The following is a 16,476-nucleotide window of genomic DNA, read 5'->3' as shown; positions in this document are numbered from 1 at the left end:
CCTAGTAAATAAGTAATTGAAATAAGAATGAAATTAGTCGAGCTGAGTGCCCGCTTTATTTTCTTGCGCACGTTTAGGCGCATCTTTGCGACGTTGCTCTAAATCAGCCGCCCTTGCAGCGGCATCTTTTTGCTTCTCTTCGTAATCACGCTGATTAGCAGATCGCTCTGCCGCCTTTTGCTCAGAAGCACGCTCAGCAGCACGCTTGATATCTTCCTGATCTTTAATGCTTTTACGCAAATTTCGCTGCACTTCGTGAAGCGCAACCTCTTGCTCCTGAATAGGATCAATTTCATTGCGATAGGTTGCTCGAGCGCTTCGTACGCAGTAATCAACCCAGTAGTTTTGATAGCACTCGGATGTTGCTTTGCCCCAGCGATACTTTGCCCACTCACGCTGCAACTCTAATTCTTGCTCAATCTTGTTCAGCCTATCCAATTCAGCCTCTTCAGCAGGGGTCGCCAAAGCAACTCCGCTGACCGAAGAAACCAATAAAAATATTCCGATGAATATTTTGGAGCGAAGAGAAAGCAACTGCCTCAAATTTCCACCTTCGCACCCAACTCCACTAAGCGGTTTGCAGGAATTCTGAAGAAGTCAGACTGTCGCCCGGCATTTTGGTACATCCAGCAAAAGAGCTTCTCGCGCCACAAGGCCATACCTGGAATTTCTGTAGAAACGATCGTGTCACGTGACAAGAAGAATGAAGTATTCATCAAATCGAATTTCAGATCGGATGATTTTTCAATCAACTCAATAATTTGACCCATGTCTGGAGTTTCATTAAATCCGTATACAGCACGCACCACGTAGATTCCATTGCCAAGATCGCGCAAAGTAATGCGCTCACTGTCCTTCACATACGGAACATCCCAGATGCTCACTTTCAAGAAAAATACTCTCTCATGTAAGACGTGGTTATGTTTTAAGTTGTGCAAGAAAGAAACCGGCAAGTAGTCCACATGCGCAGTTATGAAAACAGCCGTACCCTCTACGCGATGTGGAGGATGCATCATTAATGAATCAATAAAACTCTTCAATTCAATACCATTATTCATAGCATTTTGACGCAATATCTTACGACCTTGAAACCAGGTCATTAAGAACATGAAACATACTGCGCCCAATAATAGCGGGAACCATCCGCCTTCCATGATTTTCAGAAGATTCGCTGTCAAGAATGCAAGATCGACAATTAAGAATGCGCTAATTACCAAAGTCACCAACAGAGTATTCCAGCGCCATACAACTCGCATCACAATAGCGGCCAAGAAGGTGGTGATGATCATCGTGGTGGTAACAGCAATACCGTAAGCGGCAGCCAGATTCTCAGATTTCTTGAAGGCTACAACGACCACAATAACCAAGACCAATAAAGCCCAATTGACTAGAGGCATATAGATCTGACCAATTTCTTTATCAGAGGTATGACGAACCTTCATGCGCGGTACAAAGCCAAGCAAAATTGCCTGACTGGTCATCGAGAATGCACCTGAAATAACCGCTTGAGAAGCAATCACCGTTGCAGCAGTAGCCAATATCACCAACGGAAAGACCAGACCTTCAGGAACCATTAAGAAGAATGGATTTGTAATGGTCTCAGGATTATTCAAAAACATTGCACCCTGACCAAAGTAGTTCAGTAGCAGACAAGGCATCACGATAAAGAACCAACCCATACGAATAGGTTTAAGTCCAAAGTGACCCATATCAGCATACAAAGCTTCTGCACCAGTCAACACCAGGAAAACCGCACCCAAAACAATAAACCCTTGCAATGAGTGCTCAATCAGAATGCGAATGGAAAACATTGGATTGATTGCTGCAAAAATCGCTGGGTTCTGAATGACTTGATGCACACCCATCAGCCCGATGGCGATAAACCAGACCATCATGATTGGGCCAAAAAGCTTGCCCACCACATCGGTTCCGGTCTTCTGAATAAAAAAGAGCACAACCAAAATAAAAATCGTAATCGGCATCACATAGCGAGTGAGGTCGCTGGATATCACCTCAAGACCTTCAACCGCCGACAATACTGAAATTGCGGGGGTAATGATCGCATCGCCGTAGAACATGCAGGCACCAAATACGCCGGCCATAATGATTAAAAGTGAACGCTTTGAATTTGCAGGGGCAGTTCTTAAGGCTAACGCCGTCAATGCCAAGATTCCACCCTCGCCATGATTGTTTGCGCGCATCACAAACAAAACATATTTAAGTGAAACTACGATTGCAAACGCCCAGAACACCATGGAGATCACTCCATAAACCGCATCAGTAGAAAATGGAATACCGTGCTCAGGACTAAAGCATTCTTTAAGAGCGTAAAGCGGGCTTGTGCCGATATCACCAAACACCACGCCGATGGCGGCAAACATCAATGAAATAGAGGCGCCCTTTTTGTGAGGATGATCCTCTCGGGAAATCTCCACCGGCCTTAGTAAGGATGACTCTGAAAACTCAGGATTGCTAACTGACATTAATAAACCCTAGCGTGATGTTGCGTGGCAATATGTTACTCCTTAAAGACGGTCATGAAATCGAGAATTTCTACTCAAAAACCGCTTATTTATGCGTTATTTACAGGAATGCCTCGACAGAGACCCCTAAAAAACGGTAGAATTTCAGCTTCAGACGGCGGGGTGGAGCAGTCTGGCAGCTCGTCGGGCTCATAACCCGAAGGTCGTAGGTTCAAATCCTGCCCCCGCAACCAAGATTTATGCTCTAAGCCCTTAATTTTTTAAGGGTTTTTTGCTTATCTGGGCATTAAAAAAGCCCGATTTCTCGGGCTTTTATCGACCTACGAGGCAGATTTAATTCAAAACCTTATAGCCTCGACCGCTTAAGCATCTCTTCACCACGCCTTCCTGAGCTTGGTTGCCAGTAAATGCACCGCCCGCTCCGCCAACAACTGCACCAGCACCAGCCGCCTGAACAATACCGGTTGTATTGCCACCAGTAACCAAGCCCAACAGACCGCCAACAACTGCACCAGCACCAGCACCCTTAGCAGCCGTGGATCCCATGCCGGACTGATCTTTAGCGTAAGCCTGACATTCCTGAAGGTCTTTCTCGTATGCAGCTTCATTCACACCCTTCATATCAACGAGAGGGCGAACATCAGCACCAGCACAACCGACCGATACAACAACCAGAGAACACAGAGCGAGCAACTTATTCATGTGCAAAATTCTTTTCCATAATTTCGCATCTAGCGATGCCATAGTCGTTTTATATCATGACGCCAAAATTGTGTCGAAGAGTTTGAATTGTTTTTGAATAACCAAATCTGCGCTCCTGTTATTGGGGTTTAATAAAAAGGTATTTGTAACCGTTCATATCGGGCAGTTACCGACGGGTGCGGGTGACCGTAACGATTGCGATACCCATTCTGTGCAAATGCCTGGTTAGGGTCTAATTTTTTAGCAGCTCTAGCGATGATGAGGTTTTGCTTCCATGGTGGGGCGCCATAAAAACCAACTCTCTACCCCCTATCTTCCTCAATATCTCAGGATCAAGTCGCTCAGTTATCTCGGCCTCCCCCTGCTTTTCAACATCACCAGTTAACCAAAAAGAAGCTTGTTTATTGCGGACCTCAAGCACACAACTCATTTCATTAGGCTTGCCGGGATATTCCTCCGTATAGAGGGTTGCTTCATGAGGGTGCCATACGAAGAACTCAACTTCATCCCATATCCAGCTCTGACCAAAGCGACATGGAATTACCGGGATATTTCTTGTGTTGAGATTTTCAATAAGCGGATTAGAGTTAGGCAATGAGCCCATTATCGATCCAAAACGCACATGCTTTAGCAATGTAGCCGCACCTCCAATGTGATCGCTATCACTATGGCTAATAACCCCATGCGATCAATTTGATCAATTCCTCTTCCTCTTAAGTGCGGCAAGATAACTCGCCGCCCAGCGTCATCCTTCATACCCTGAATCGGTCCGGTGTCATAAAGTAATTTTTTATTGGCAGTCTCAATCAGCACAGCAGTACCTTGCCCAATATCCAAAACGTTTGCCCTAAATTCTCCAGCCTCAAGGTGGGATCCCACTAACGCAAGATTTAGCATGAGAAATAAGGGCACAGATAAACCTAAAGCCAGCACCCTTAAAAACCAAAACTGATAAAGCTCTCCAGGCCTAATCGCGTAAATAATTCCCGCACCTGAAATTACCAACATCCACCAATCGGGCTGTTTTGACCACACTACAGCCCATCTCAGTTTCGACATCCAATCCAGAAAAATTGCGAGATACTCCATTGATCCATGTGCAGGCACCATAAGCCATTTACCAATAAATTCCGGCAAAAGCGCACTCAGTATTGCAAGAGGTGTAACGATATAACTGACCAGGGGTAGGTATGGCAATTGCATTAGCAAATGGCGAAACAACGGATACCTGATAAAACCAATACAAAGTGAAAGGCAGCAAAGCAATGGTGACAACTGCCTGTACTCGACACGCTTCGCGAAAAGCTTGAATAATTCGATGGGTCCAATGAACTTCTAATTCTTTTCCAGTTGGAATACCAAGCAAGCCAGATGAATCGCCCATGGCATACAAGATTGCAGCAACCGCACCAAATGATAACCAAAAGCCCGGCGTGTATGGCGCCATAGGATCGAGCAACAAAACAAATGCCAAAGCCCACCACCAAATATCAAAGGATCTTGGATTCCTACCAGTCCATAAGGCGAATGCCACCACCCCAACCATATACATAGTCCTTTGTGCTGGTATTTGAAACCCTGCTAACCAGACGTAGATAAATGCAGTGAAAAATCCTGCTGCGGCTGCCACCTTGGAGACGGGAATCATGAGAGGCCAGGTACGACGACGCCAGATAAATGCAGCAAAGGAAGCGCCGACACCAGCCAACATCGTTACATGCAGTCCTGATATAGAAGAAATGGGGTGCCCAATGCCGGTTGCATTAAACACCTGCCAGTCATCTTGATTAATAGAGTTTTGATCACCCATCACCAATGCAACCAACACACCTACATAGCGAGCATCAATCGGCAGCATTAATTGAATTTTTTTACGCAAGTGCCAGCGCGCCAACTCCATTCGCATTTCAAAATCCAACCAGGCGATATCTTTATCAAGCAACAGCTCACCGGATCGCACGGATCCACTGGCGCCAAAGTCTTGATGAAACGCCCAACGCTCAAAGTCAAAGTTATGGGGATTCAGAGACCCGTATGGTCGCTTGAGCTTTGCTTTGAATTTCCAACGCTGTCCAGGGATTACATCCGGAATATCCTGCCAACTTAGATAGATTAGCTTTGGAAACCTATCTAGCACTTCCTTTCCGACATTAGCGTGGTCTACCTTAAAGGCAGACTTTGCCCCCGATGAATTGCTTTGTGGCAAGGCGGCAACCCTGCCTTCCAAGAAAAACTCCTTGCCTTCCAATTCCTGATTCAGGACATTTTCAAGGCGACTTTTAGCATATTGGGCATTCCATGAAAATCCTAGTACAAATAAAAAACCAATGCCTGCAAACCTTTTAAGAAGCGTCTCTTTTTCTGAAATGCACATTGCCAGAAAACAAAGAATTCCAAATGCAATACAGCCATAAATCCAATACTTTGGTATTTGTGGAAAAAGGAGGAGGAGCGATCCCCCGGCGATGAACGCCGCAATAGCAAAGCGCAAAAATTAAGAAGCTAGATGAAGTGTGGCTGCATCGGCACAGAGTGCTGACCAGCGAGGCAATACTTGCATCGCATTGCGCCAAGCTGCCAGAGCAAAATCAGCTTCACTCATACCGCGAATGGATGCGAGCCCTGAAGCTATACGAGGTAGAAATGCGGGCTCGTTAAATGCAATCCCCTCTTCTTTTAACCATGCGGGAGGGATATCTGGTGCATCTGTTTCCGTAACAAAACTATCTACCGGCAACTCTTTTAATAGTCGGCGGATTTGTAATGCGCGCGTATAAGTCGCGGCCCCGCCAAAGCCCAACTTAAAGCCAAGCTCAATGAATTGTTCTGCCTGCTGAAAACTACCGTTAAAAGCATGGGCAATTCCACTGGGAATATTGCGACGACGCAAAGCCTTCAATATTGCATCTTGTGAGCGACGAACATGCAAAATCACTGGCAATTGATACTTCTGCGCGAGATCTAATTGGGCATCAAAAAAGTATTCTTATTTATGAGGGTCGAGTCCCTCTACAAAGTAATCTAAGCCGATCTCACCAATACCTACAAAGCGCGGGTCAGAAAGTGAATCAATCACTTGCTTCTCAAGACTTGAGATATCACCCTCTTGAGCTTGATTGGTATATAGCGGATGGATTCCTAAGGTGTAGACCAAACCAGGAATTTCCACGCCATACTGGTGCGCAAGCTGTCGCACATTAGGGAAATCTGTGGCCTTGACTGCCGGCAATAGAATTGCCTTCACATTTTTAGATGCTGCAGCTTGAATTACTGAAGGTAGATTTTTTGCAAACTCAGGCGCATCTAGATGGCAGTGTGTATCGATCCACATGGGATAATCACTCATGCTGAAAATGTCTTTAATACTCCACGCTCTAAATGCAAAATGCGATCGCAACGTTTAGCGCGAATAGGATCATGCGTCACGATCACAAAAGCGGTTCCTTGATCACGCGCAATATCCAACATCAAATCGAATACACCATCCGCAGTTTCAGTATCTAAATTACCGGTTGGCTCATCTGCCAATACACAAGCTGGATTACCTACCAATGCCCTCGCTACGGCAACACGCTGACGCTCACCGCCAGAGAGTTCACCTGGCGTATGCAACTCACGAGCCGCCAAGCCAACAGCCTTCAGCATTTTGCTTGCGAGCTCCATGGATTCATCGTTACCTAGACCGCGGATACGAAGCGGTAAGGCTACGTTTTCAACAGCACTGAATTCATCCAAGAGATGATGGAATTGATAAATAAAGCCCAGGCTTTGATTGCGCAACCGATCAAGCTTCCTCACAGATAGCTGATTTAAATTGGAGCCCGCCAAAACAACAGATCCCGCGCTCGGAGTGTCCAATCCACCCAGCAGGTGCAGCAAAGTGCTTTTGCCTGAACCAGAAGAACCGACAATCGCTACCTTCTCCGAAGGGGCAACATCCAAATCAATCGCCTTCAGAACCTCGACAGCGGTAGGCCCTTGACCGTAAGTCTTGGCCAAGCCTCTTGCCATCAACACCAGTTTGTTCTCTGCATTACTCATATCGCAGCGCCTCCGCTGGTTGCACCTTGGCAGCACGACGACTTGGGTACAGAGTAGCAAGTACTGAAAGACCGAAAGCCATTAATCCTACAGTCACAACATCACTCAATCTAACGTCCGATGGCAACTCGCTAATGAAATACACCTCGCGCGGCAAGAAGCGCACACGGAAGATCGCTTCAATGGCAGGAACAATTACATCGATATTCAGTGCGATGAGCAAGCCAAGCCCAACCCCGGCCAAAGACCCAAGAATGCCAATTGCTAACCCTTGAACAAAAAAGATTCTTTGAATCAATCCTGGGCTTGCGCCCATAGTTCTGAGAATAGCAATATCAGCCTGCTTCTCATTGACGGTCATCACCAATGTAGAAACGAGATTAAATGCAGCCACCGCAATAATTAAGGTCAAGATGATGAACATCATCTTCTTTTCGGTTTGAACCGCAGCAAACCAATTGCGATTTGAACGAGACCAGTCTGTCACCCATAAGGCTTGCGGCACGATAGCCGCCAGTTCATTTGCAACCTCCGGAGCGCGCTGCATATCATCTACTTTGACGCGTAAGCCAGATGGATCACGCAAACGCAATAAGGCGGCGGCATCCTTCCAATGCATGATTGCTAGGGAGCTGTCATATTCGTAATGGCCGCTATCTACAATGCCCACCACCTGGAGTGTCCGCATACGCGGCATAGCACCCGCCGGAGTTAAATCACTTTCAGGAACAATCAGATTGATGCGATCACCAACATGCGCACCAACTATTGCTGCAAGTTGCGCGCCCAAGGCCACGCCAAAACTACCAGGCTTGAGGTCATCAATATTTCCAGCAACAAATTGTTTTGGTAATTCAGAAACCTTGCCCTCTTCACCTGGGGATATTCCACGAATGGCTACGCCGCGCATCATACTTTCACGAGTCAGCAATCCCTGGGAGCTAACCATAGGCGCAACACCAACTACATGGGGCTGAGCAGCAACCTTCAAAGTAAGAGACTCCCAATCAGGCAAACCATCAGGGGATGTAATTTCTACATGCGAGAGCACGGAAAGCATGCGATCGCGCACTTCCTTCTGAAAACCATTCATGACAGAAAGGACCACAATTAGCGAGGCGACGCCCAAAGCAATGCCGGCGGTAGAGATTCCGGAGATAAAGGATAGAAAGCCATCACGCTTGCCCACCGTCTTGCGACGCTTGGATCGGGTATAGCGCAGGCCAATTTCTAGCTCAATAGGAAGTCTCAACATATCCACAGTTTAGACAATTGCAGAGACAAACTGATGGAATACTCAAATGCCACCTAAAATCAGGGGAATGACTCGCAATTCCAACTCCCAACAAAGCAGCCTTCGGCGCTTTACCCTGATGCTTTCAGGGGAGGATGCTTTGGATGATCAAGCCAATAGCTCCCGCCCCATCCAAGGGCTGCCGCATGAGCGTTTCTTGTTGGGCAATAAAGCGCCTTTGGCTCCAGTCCTGCTTTTGGGGCAATCAGAACTGCCTGTCAACCCAACTGAAGTGATTGCCTGCCTACAGCCGGTTCATTTGCATGCTACGAGAGATCACCTCATCCTAATGGGACAAAACCAGATTGATCTCACAGCAGATGAATCCACCCAATTGCTCAAAGCGGCATTACCTTTTATTGAAGAAGATTTTCAAAGCACCGTTCTTTTCCAAAATACGCATTACTGGTTTATTCCTGCAGGATCATTTTCTGAACTAGTGACTTATAGCGTTGATCAAGCGCATGGCCGCAACATTGATTGGTGGATGCCAAGCGATACAAATGAAAATGGTGCAGCAAAACGCTGGCGGAAACTTCAAAATGAAATTCAGATGTTGTGGCATATCGGCCCAGTGAACGAGGAACGGGAACAACGTGGTATGCCTAGCATTAACTCCATTTGGATTAATGGCATCGGCAAACTGGCTGACGTACAGGCACCTGCTGCGTTAAAAAATTCGCAACGCCTAATTGGTCAACATCCTTTGTTGTCTGGCCTGGCAAGACTTCTAGGGCTTCCATTAACAAGTGATTTTGATGCTGCACTATTAGCAGACACTTTTGCATGGCTTGACCAACCAGAGTTAGTATGGCCACAACTAAGTACGGCGCTACAAGAAAAGCAACTTGATGAATTATTGATCATTGACTTTCCGCATAGAAATACTCGTGAACGCATCTTTACCGCTAAGGATCTCAATAAAAAATCTTGGGCTTTCTGGAAAAAATCAGAGCCACTCACTTGGAAGAAGATTACTCAATCATGAGTCTCTTTTCTCAACGCCCATTTTCAGAGCGCACCGCTACTTGGTTAGCACAGAGTGGATTACACCCCCTACTTGCCAGGCTATATGCAGCGCGTGGCCTGCAATCTCCAGAAGAGCTTTCGTTGGACCTAAAGCAGCTACTTTCACCAGTTGAGCTTAAAAATTGCATAGATACCGCAACTCTTCTTGCAGACATCCTGGATAAAAAAGAGCCTATGCTCATCGTTGCCGACTATGACTGCGATGGTGCAACTGCCTGTGCAGTAGGATTGCGTGGCTTACGCATGCTAGGCGGCCCAGAGACTCCTATTCAGTTTCTAGTGCCAAACCGCTTCACCATGGGCTACGGCCTCACACCAGAGGTGGTTGACTTGGCTGCACAACAAAATCCTAAACCCAAATATCTAATCACAGTAGATAACGGTATTGCTAGTGAAGCAGGCGTTGATCGAGCACGTGAACTTGGCATGGAAGTGATTGTGACTGACCACCATCTTCCCGGAGACAATCTTCCAAAAGCGCTTGCCATCGTGAACCCTAATCAACCAGGTTGCACTTTTCCTAGTAAAGCGCTTGCCGGTGTTGGTGTCATGTTCTATTTGCTAGTTGCACTACGTGCTGAACTTCGCAAGCGCGGTAAATTTACCAATGAGACGCAACCCAAAGTAGAAAACCTTTTAGATCTTGTTGCTCTAGGAACAGTTGCAGACGTTGCGCAACTTGATCGCAATAATCGCGTGCTGGTTTCTAATGGTTTGAAACGCATCCGCGCAGGAATTTCACAACCAGGCATTCAAGCGCTGTTTCAGGCTGCAATAAGAGATCCTCGCAAAGCCAATACATTTGATCTGGGCTTTGCCATCGGCCCTAGACTCAATGCCGCCGGGCGCCTTGCGGATATGACACTTGGCATCCGCTTACTACTCACCGATAACGCTGATGAGGCTATGACACTGGCGCATGAACTGGATCGCATTAATCGCGAAAGACGCGTCATTGAAACCGGCATGCAAGAAACCGCTCTCTCCCATCTCGCTGAAGATCAACTTGCTGGAACAATGGCTGAGCGAACAAGTATTTGTTTATGGAATCCAGAATGGCATCAAGGTGTAGTTGGAATTGTGGCTTCACGCTTGAAGGAACGCTTTAATCGACCGGCCATAGTGTTTGCCCCCGCCGATGGCAGTACTGGCGAAGAATTGCGCGGATCAGGCCGCTCAATCACAGGCTTTCACTTAAGGGATGCCTTGGACTTAGTCTCCAAACGTGAACCTGGTCTCATTTTGAAATTTGGTGGCCATGCGATGGCTGCAGGTTTAACGATTCGGAAGAGTGATTTTGAAAAGTTTGACGCCCGCTTTCAGAAGGTTGCCTCCGAATTACTCACTGAAGAATTGCTAGAGCGTCGCCATGCACATGATGGGATTTTGGAGTCTTCAGACTTTACCCCTGAAATTGGCGACCTTCTCGCCGAAGAAATCTGGGGGCAAGGCTTTCCTCAGCCTGTTTTTTATGGGGAATTTGAAATTGCTCAACAAAGCCTTATGAAAGAAAAGCACTTACGCCTAATGGTTCATCCCATCGGCACAGCTGGAGCCAAGTCAGCTGGTAAGCCACTCACAGCGGTTTGGTTTAACCGCACCCAAAGCCTGCCAGCCAAAGCCAAAGCCAAAGCCAAAGCCAAATTAGCTTATCGCCTAGTAACCGACCGCTACCAAGGACAAGCCCGTGTGCAGTTGATGATTGAAGCTCATGATGAGGCAGCCAGCACCTGAGGGTCTGAGGCAATAACCCCCTTATAATTAGGGGATGGAAGCTGAACAACTAAACATTATTTCGAATACCTTGTCCGATCTGCTCACACGTGAGCAAGCTCTTCGGGGGTATCTTTGACTTCGACGTAAAGTCGCGTCGCCTTACCGAAGTTAACTCTATCCTGGAAGATCCCACTATTTGGGATGACCAAAAGAAAGCGCAAGCGCTGGGCAAAGAAAAGAAATTGCTCGATGGCGTAGTAGCCACTCTTACCGATCTCAATACCAACATTACTAGCGCTCTTGAGCTGTTTGACATGGCCAAGGAAGAAAGTGATTTCGAAACGATTGCTGCTATTGAGCAAGATGTGGAGAGTTACAGTAAAACTATTGGTGACTTAGAATTCCGCCGCATGTTCCATAACGAGATGGATTCATGTAATTGCTTTATTGATATTCAAGCTGGCGCAGGCGGTACTGAAGCCTGTGATTGGGCCAGCATGCTCTATCGCCAATATCTTAAGTATTGCGAACGCAAAGGCTATAAAACAGAAATCCTCGAAGAATCTGACGGCGATGTTGCAGGCATCAAGAGCGCAACTATCAAAGTTGATGGTGAATATGCATACGGTCACCTCCGCTCCGAGACTGGTGTGCACCGCTTAGTACGCAAATCTCCTTTTGATTCTTCAAATGGACGCCACACTTCATTTGCCTCTATCTATGTGTACCCAGAGATTGATGACTCTATTGAAATTGAGGTCAATCCTGCTGATATTCGTACCGACACCTATCGCGCCTCTGGTGCGGGTGGTCAGCACATTAATAAAACAGACTCAGCGGTCCGCTTAACCCATATCCCAACTGGGATTGTGGTGCAGTGTCAGAACGACCGAAGCCAGCACCGCAACCGTGCTGAAGCCATGACAATGCTGAAGTCACGCCTTTATGAGCACGAGATGCAAAAGCGCCGTGCCGAACAAGACAAATTAGAAGCTAGCAAAACAGATGTGGGCTGGGGTCACCAGATCCGCTCATACGTTTTGGATCAAAGCCGCATTAAAGATTTACGTACTAACGTTGAGATCTCCAATACTCAAAAAGTATTGGACGGCGATCTCGATGCCTTTATTGAAGCCAGCCTGAAGCAAGGCGTGTAATAACCTCACACCCATTACTGCACCACGATAGATATGAACGATAAAACCAATTTAGACACTGCGCCAGCTACTGAAGTAGTTGATGAAAATCACATCATTGCAGAGCGCCGTGAAAAACTCGCTAAGTTACGCGCTGGTGGCGTTGCATTCCCAAATGATTTTGTTCCAACACATTTAGCGGCAGATTTACATGCACACTATGACAGCCTATCGAAAGAAGAGTTGGCTACAAAGAAGGTTCATGTAAAAGTAGCTGGACGCATGGTTCTTAAGCGCGTGATGGGTAAAGCCAGCTTTGCAACCATTCAAGACCGCAGTGGTCAGATTCAGTTCTATATTAATGATGAGCTCAGCGGCGCTGATGTCCATGGCGCCTTCAAGCACTGGGATATGGGCGACTTTATCTCTGCTGAAGGCAATCTTTTTAAGACCAATAAAGGCGAGTTATCAGTTGAGTGCAGCAACTTACGCTTACTCAGCAAATCACTGCGCCCTTTGCCAGATAAGTTCCACGGCCTCTCAGATCTAGAGACTAAATATCGTCAGCGTTACGTGGATTTGATTGTGAACCCAGAAAGTCGTAATACTTTCAAAGCACGTAGCAATGCGATTGCTTCATTGCGTCGTCATATGTTGGACGCTGACTTCATGGAAGTCGAAACACCGATGCTCCACCCAATTCCTGGTGGCGCAGCTGCTAAGCCATTCATTACCCACCACAACGCACTCGACATGCAAATGTTTTTGCGCATTGCGCCTGAGCTTTATTTAAAGCGTTTGGTAGTCGGTGGTTTTGAACGTATCTTTGAAATCAACCGCAACTTCCGCAACGAAGGTGTAAGCCCACGTCATAACCCAGAATTCACGATGATGGAATTCTATGCGGCATATACGGACTACCGTTGGCTGATGGATTTCACAGAAGGCTTGATTCGTGCTGCAGCAATCGATGCACAAGGCACGGCTGTTTTGACTCACCAAGGTCGTGAACTTGATTTGAGCAAGCCATTCCAACGCTTGACCATTACTGAAGCTATCCTCAAGTACTGCGGTCAGTCAGGCAAGAGCTATGAAGCGGCCCAGCTTGATGACATCAACTTCATTCGTGCTGAATTGAAAAAGGGTGGCGAGAATCCAGATGCCCCTACCCTCAAGAATGCCGGCATTGGTGCACTCCAATTAGCCCTCTTCGAATTGGTTGCTGAAGAGCACCTTTGGGAGCCGACTTACATCATTGATTACCCAATCGAAGTAAGCCCACTCGCCAGAGAATCTGACACTCGACCAGGTATTACTGAGCGTTTCGAACTCTTCATCACCGGTCGCGAAATTGCCAATGGCTTCTCTGAGTTAAATGATGCTGAAGATCAAGCCAATCGCTTCCGTAAGCAAGTTGAACAAAAAGAAGCGGGTGACGAGGAAGCCATGTACTTCGATCATGACTTCATTCGCGCCCTCGAGTACGGCATGCCTCCAACTGGCGGTTGCGGTATTGGCATCGATCGCTTAGTAATGCTACTTACTGATGCACCCAACATTCGTGACGTGATTCTGTTCCCGCACTTACGTCGCGAAGAAGAGTAATCATTTTCAAGATAAGCAAAAGGCACCCTAGGGTGCCTTTTTTATTGAATACTAATTAAAAAGATATGCGACCTACGCTGGCAAACCCTTTTCATCGAACACGCCTTCGAACAAAGCAGAGCTTAAGTAACGCTCAGCAGTATCAGGCAGAACCACCACAATCGTTTTACCTGCGTATTCAGGCTTCTTAGCCAGGCGCACCGCTACAGCTGCAGCTGCACCACAGGAAATTCCAACCAAAATGCCCTCTTCCTTAGCAATACGTCGTGCAAACTCAATAGCCTCTTCATTGCTAACTTGCTCAACCTTATCAACCACTGATAAATCTAAGTTGTCCGGAATAAATCCAGCGCCAATACCTTGAATCTTATGTGGCGCAGGTTTGATTTCTTCACCATTCAGCTTCTGAGTAATGACTGGGCTTGTAGTTGGCTCGACCGCAACCACCTCAATTTTCTTTTTCTGAACATTCTTGATGTAACGACCAACGCCAGAGATTGTTCCGCCAGTACCTACACCAGCAACAAACACATCAATCTTGCCTTCGGTATCCTCCCAAATTTCTGGGCCAGTGGTCTTTTCATGAATAGCGGGATTCGATGGATTGCTAAATTGCTGGAGCAATACCTGTATTACCGCTGGTTGGCTCCACAAGCTCTTTGCCAGGACCTAGAAGACCATTTTCTTGCGCGTCATTAATCATGGCAACACCGATACGACACTTCACCGAGTAGGCCGGATTGCGACCTTCAATCTTGGCAAGCACGATTCCCTTGGCACCATCGGTTACGCGGTTAAGGCGGACTAATGGCGTCTTACCAATGGTTAGCGAGTTATCAGTAAAGTAAGTCATGAATATTCCTTAGTACAAAAATGGGTTTGATAGAGATCTTATGGGTTAAAGCAGGTCTTGTAAAAGATGGGGTTGTTATTAGCTAAGCACGAGATTTTCTAAAGAAAGTAATTAGAAGAATTAGAAATAGCACTCCAAACCAAAGCAATGACCATTCTGGCACTTGCAAACCTAAGATCGCCGGAAGCTTTGCAGAACAAAGTCCGTCGGCCTTGAATAACCAAGGCAAACCATTGGTCAACTGAAATTGATTAATCCATACTTCGAGCGGGTCAATGCCGCAGGAAGCCTCTGGATGAGACAAAAGCCAAACTTGACGAGCTGCCACGGAGAGCCCGTAGGCGGCTGATAAAACTGCCAAGCCATGAAAGAGTTTTCGTAACGGCGCAATGCCAACAGCTAAAAAACAAGAAACAGCGATAGCCAGATAACCAACCCTTTGCAAAATACACAGAGGACAGGGCAAAAAGCTGACGCCTTGGTAGCCGGTTTGCTGAAGAACAACTGCAAAGGCAACCAGACCAAGGCTGAATAGAGAAATATACAAATAACGGGCTGAGGTCATAAATGGATCATAGCTGGTTAGCGTACAGACCCTAAAAGAGCATCCTTATTACCAAAAATTTGATACATATCACGACTTAGTCCTATTTATGCGCCATTTACCCCAAAAATATCCCATAAGGAATGGGATAATTACGCATTCTTTGAAACATATTCTTTTATTTACAAGCATTTATGGCCGCATACAACACCGAAACCGTTCTGTCAGTTCACCACTGGAATGACACTCTTTTTAGTTTTACTACTACCCGCAATAAGGGTCTACGTTTTCGTAGCGGCCACTTCCTCATGATTGGCCTTGAAGTTGAGGGCAAACCTTTGGTGCGCGCTTATAGCGTTGCTAGCCCTAACTACGAAGAGCATTTGGAATTCCTGAGCATCAAAGTTCAAGATGGTCCATTAACATCACGTCTCCAAAAAATTCAAGTTGGCGACCCAATCCTGGTTAGCGAGAAGTCTGTTGGCACATTGGTGTTTGATGACCTTAACCCAGGAAAGCATCTTTACCTATTTAGTACCGGCACCGGCTTAGCTCCATTCATGAGCATTATTCGTGATCCGGAAACTTATGAGAAGTTTGAAAAAGTTGTCTTGATTCACGGTGTTCGCCTAGTAAGCGAGTTGGCGTATGAGGACTACATCAAGAATGAATTGACTCAAGATGAATACTTGGGTGAACTCATTCGTGAAAAACTCATCTACTACCCAACAGTAACTCGTGAAGCATTCAAGCACACAGGTCGCCTTACAACTGCCATCGAAACTGGCCAACTATTTAAAGACATCGGTCTTCCACCGCTTGATCCAGCGGTAGATCGTGCCATGATCTGCGGCAGCCCCTCTATGCTCAAAGAGACTTCTGAGATGCTGGATACCAAAGGCTTTAAGGTTTCCCCAAGCCTTGGTCAGCTGGGTGACTATGTGTTCGAACGCGCTTTCGTAGAGAAGTAACCCTTCCTCTTTATACCTAAAAGTAATTTAGATATCGCTATATATTCCTTGTGGATATATAGACCCCTTGGTAAATTCTCTTCAACGAGATATTTACTAAGG

14 protein-coding genes, 1 tRNA gene and 2 pseudogenes are annotated in these 16,476 nt (G+C 46.5%); 6 read left to right on the top strand and 11 right to left on the bottom strand.

Going from position 1 to position 16,476, the window contains the following annotated elements; genetic code table 11:
- Positions 1 to 33: 33 nt before the first annotated feature.
- Positions 34 to 492 (bottom strand): hypothetical protein, encoded by a 459-nt coding sequence (locus tag DXE27_RS05860; RefSeq protein WP_231969684.1) that lies wholly within the window; start codon positions 490 to 492, stop codon positions 34 to 36.
- A gap of 47 nt (positions 493 to 539) precedes the next feature.
- On the bottom strand, positions 540 to 2,381 hold the full coding sequence (locus DXE27_RS05855) for a potassium transporter Kup (RefSeq protein WP_415064466.1): 1,842 nt from the start codon (positions 2,379 to 2,381) through the stop codon (positions 540 to 542).
- Positions 2,382 to 2,639: 258 nt separating this feature from the next.
- Between DXE27_RS05855 and DXE27_RS05850 the strand changes: the two genes are divergently transcribed.
- A tRNA-Met gene (locus tag DXE27_RS05850) sits at positions 2,640 to 2,716 on the top strand.
- Positions 2,717 to 2,816: 100 nt separating this feature from the next.
- Here the strand turns inward: DXE27_RS05850 and DXE27_RS05845 are convergent.
- From DXE27_RS05845 to DXE27_RS05825, 7 genes and pseudogenes are all read right to left on the bottom strand, one after another.
- A complete protein-coding gene (locus tag DXE27_RS05845; protein ID WP_128113272.1) occupies positions 2,817 to 3,185 on the bottom strand; it encodes a glycine zipper family protein in 369 nt (122 codons plus the stop codon).
- Between the two features lie 232 nt (positions 3,186 to 3,417).
- Positions 3,418 to 3,789, bottom strand: a complete 372-nt coding sequence (locus tag DXE27_RS09195; RefSeq protein WP_197712329.1) for a ComEC/Rec2 family competence protein — start codon at positions 3,787 to 3,789, stop codon at positions 3,418 to 3,420.
- Between the two features lie 23 nt (positions 3,790 to 3,812).
- Positions 3,813 to 4,388, bottom strand: a complete 576-nt coding sequence (locus DXE27_RS10055) for a ComEC/Rec2 family competence protein (protein ID WP_197712327.1) — start codon at positions 4,386 to 4,388, stop codon at positions 3,813 to 3,815.
- Positions 4,303 to 5,559 (bottom strand): ComEC/Rec2 family competence protein, encoded by a 1,257-nt coding sequence (locus tag DXE27_RS09185; RefSeq protein ID WP_197712325.1) that lies wholly within the window; start codon positions 5,557 to 5,559, stop codon positions 4,303 to 4,305. The genes DXE27_RS10055 and DXE27_RS09185 overlap by 86 nt, the downstream gene beginning before the upstream one ends.
- Positions 5,560 to 5,679: 120 nt before the next feature.
- A pseudogene (locus DXE27_RS05835) lies at positions 5,680 to 6,516 on the bottom strand (TatD family hydrolase).
- Between the two features lie 11 nt (positions 6,517 to 6,527).
- Positions 6,528 to 7,226, bottom strand: coding sequence for an ABC transporter ATP-binding protein (locus DXE27_RS05830; RefSeq protein ID WP_128113271.1), 699 nt, complete (start codon positions 7,224 to 7,226; stop codon positions 6,528 to 6,530).
- On the bottom strand, positions 7,219 to 8,481 hold the full coding sequence (locus DXE27_RS05825; protein ID WP_128113270.1) for a lipoprotein-releasing ABC transporter permease subunit: 1,263 nt from the start codon (positions 8,479 to 8,481) through the stop codon (positions 7,219 to 7,221). The genes DXE27_RS05830 and DXE27_RS05825 overlap by 8 nt, the downstream gene beginning before the upstream one ends.
- A 67-nt stretch (positions 8,482 to 8,548) precedes the next feature.
- On the opposite strand from DXE27_RS05825, the gene DXE27_RS05820 reads away from it, so the two are divergent.
- The 4 genes from DXE27_RS05820 (at position 8,549) to lysS (ending at position 14,006) form a co-directional block, all read left to right on the top strand.
- Complete coding sequence (locus DXE27_RS05820) at positions 8,549 to 9,508, top strand: hypothetical protein (RefSeq protein WP_231969683.1); 960 nt, start codon at positions 8,549 to 8,551, stop codon at positions 9,506 to 9,508.
- Positions 9,505 to 11,283: a single-stranded-DNA-specific exonuclease RecJ gene (recJ, locus tag DXE27_RS05815; RefSeq protein ID WP_128113268.1), complete on the top strand. Its 1,779-nt coding sequence runs from the start codon at positions 9,505 to 9,507 to the stop codon at positions 11,281 to 11,283. Before DXE27_RS05820 ends, recJ begins: the two co-directional genes overlap by 4 nt.
- 34 nt (positions 11,284 to 11,317) lie before the next feature.
- Positions 11,318 to 12,422, top strand: a protein-coding gene (gene prfB, locus DXE27_RS05810; protein ID WP_172457115.1) for a peptide chain release factor 2 whose coding sequence is annotated in 2 segments (ribosomal slippage) — positions 11,318 to 11,389 and positions 11,391 to 12,422 — 1,104 coding nt in all. Because the reading frame shifts where the segments join, the coding sequence is not laid out codon by codon here.
- A 33-nt stretch (positions 12,423 to 12,455) separates the two neighbouring features.
- Positions 12,456 to 14,006, top strand: a complete 1,551-nt coding sequence (lysS, locus tag DXE27_RS05805) for a lysine--tRNA ligase (protein WP_128113266.1) — start codon at positions 12,456 to 12,458, stop codon at positions 14,004 to 14,006.
- Positions 14,007 to 14,078: 72 nt separating this feature from the next.
- Here lysS and DXE27_RS05800 read toward each other — a convergent pair.
- Together DXE27_RS05800 and DXE27_RS05795 are read right to left on the bottom strand one after the other, a co-directional pair.
- Positions 14,079 to 14,859, bottom strand: a pseudogene (locus DXE27_RS05800) (pyridoxal-phosphate dependent enzyme).
- An 82-nt stretch (positions 14,860 to 14,941) separates the two neighbouring features.
- A complete protein-coding gene (locus DXE27_RS05795; protein ID WP_128113265.1) occupies positions 14,942 to 15,424 on the bottom strand; it encodes a disulfide bond formation protein B in 483 nt (160 codons plus the stop codon).
- 173 nt (positions 15,425 to 15,597) lie between these two features.
- Here DXE27_RS05795 and DXE27_RS05790 point away from each other — a divergent pair, with 173 nt between their 5' ends.
- Positions 15,598 to 16,374, top strand: coding sequence for a ferredoxin--NADP reductase (locus DXE27_RS05790; RefSeq protein ID WP_128113264.1), 777 nt, complete (start codon positions 15,598 to 15,600; stop codon positions 16,372 to 16,374).
- Positions 16,375 to 16,476 lie beyond the last annotated feature (102 nt).

Source organism: Polynucleobacter necessarius, from assembly GCF_900096755.1.
In the GTDB taxonomy this organism is placed as follows: domain Bacteria; phylum Pseudomonadota; class Gammaproteobacteria; order Burkholderiales; family Burkholderiaceae; genus Polynucleobacter; species Polynucleobacter necessarius_K.
Note: the sequence above shows the minus strand (reverse complement) of the source record. Positions and strands in the feature narration are given on the sequence as shown.

What these genes read in the sequence shown, in the direction of transcription:
- DXE27_RS05855 (WP_415064466.1), bottom strand. Translation starts at nt 2,381, where the DNA reads ATGTTTGCCGCCATCGGCGTGGTGTTTGGTGATATCGGCACAAGCCCG.
- DXE27_RS05845 (WP_128113272.1), bottom strand. Translation starts at nt 3,185, where the DNA reads ATGAATAAGTTGCTCGCTCTGTGTTCTCTGGTTGTTGTATCGGTCGGT.
- DXE27_RS09195 (WP_197712329.1), bottom strand. Translation starts at nt 3,789, where the DNA reads ATGGGCTCATTGCCTAACTCTAATCCGCTTATTGAAAATCTCAACACA.
- DXE27_RS10055 (WP_197712327.1), bottom strand. Translation starts at nt 4,388, where the DNA reads ATGCAATTGCCATACCTACCCCTGGTCAGTTATATCGTTACACCTCTT.
- DXE27_RS09185 (WP_197712325.1), bottom strand. Translation starts at nt 5,559, where the DNA reads ATGTGCATTTCAGAAAAAGAGACGCTTCTTAAAAGGTTTGCAGGCATT.
- DXE27_RS05830 (WP_128113271.1), bottom strand. Translation starts at nt 7,226, where the DNA reads ATGAGTAATGCAGAGAACAAACTGGTGTTGATGGCAAGAGGCTTGGCC.
- DXE27_RS05825 (WP_128113270.1), bottom strand. Translation starts at nt 8,481, where the DNA reads ATGTTGAGACTTCCTATTGAGCTAGAAATTGGCCTGCGCTATACCCGA.
- DXE27_RS05820 (WP_231969683.1), top strand. Translation starts at nt 8,549, where the DNA reads ATGACTCGCAATTCCAACTCCCAACAAAGCAGCCTTCGGCGCTTTACC.
- recJ (WP_128113268.1), top strand. Translation starts at nt 9,505, where the DNA reads ATGAGTCTCTTTTCTCAACGCCCATTTTCAGAGCGCACCGCTACTTGG.
- lysS (WP_128113266.1), top strand. Translation starts at nt 12,456, where the DNA reads ATGAACGATAAAACCAATTTAGACACTGCGCCAGCTACTGAAGTAGTT.
- DXE27_RS05795 (WP_128113265.1), bottom strand. Translation starts at nt 15,424, where the DNA reads ATGACCTCAGCCCGTTATTTGTATATTTCTCTATTCAGCCTTGGTCTG.
- DXE27_RS05790 (WP_128113264.1), top strand. Translation starts at nt 15,598, where the DNA reads ATGGCCGCATACAACACCGAAACCGTTCTGTCAGTTCACCACTGGAAT.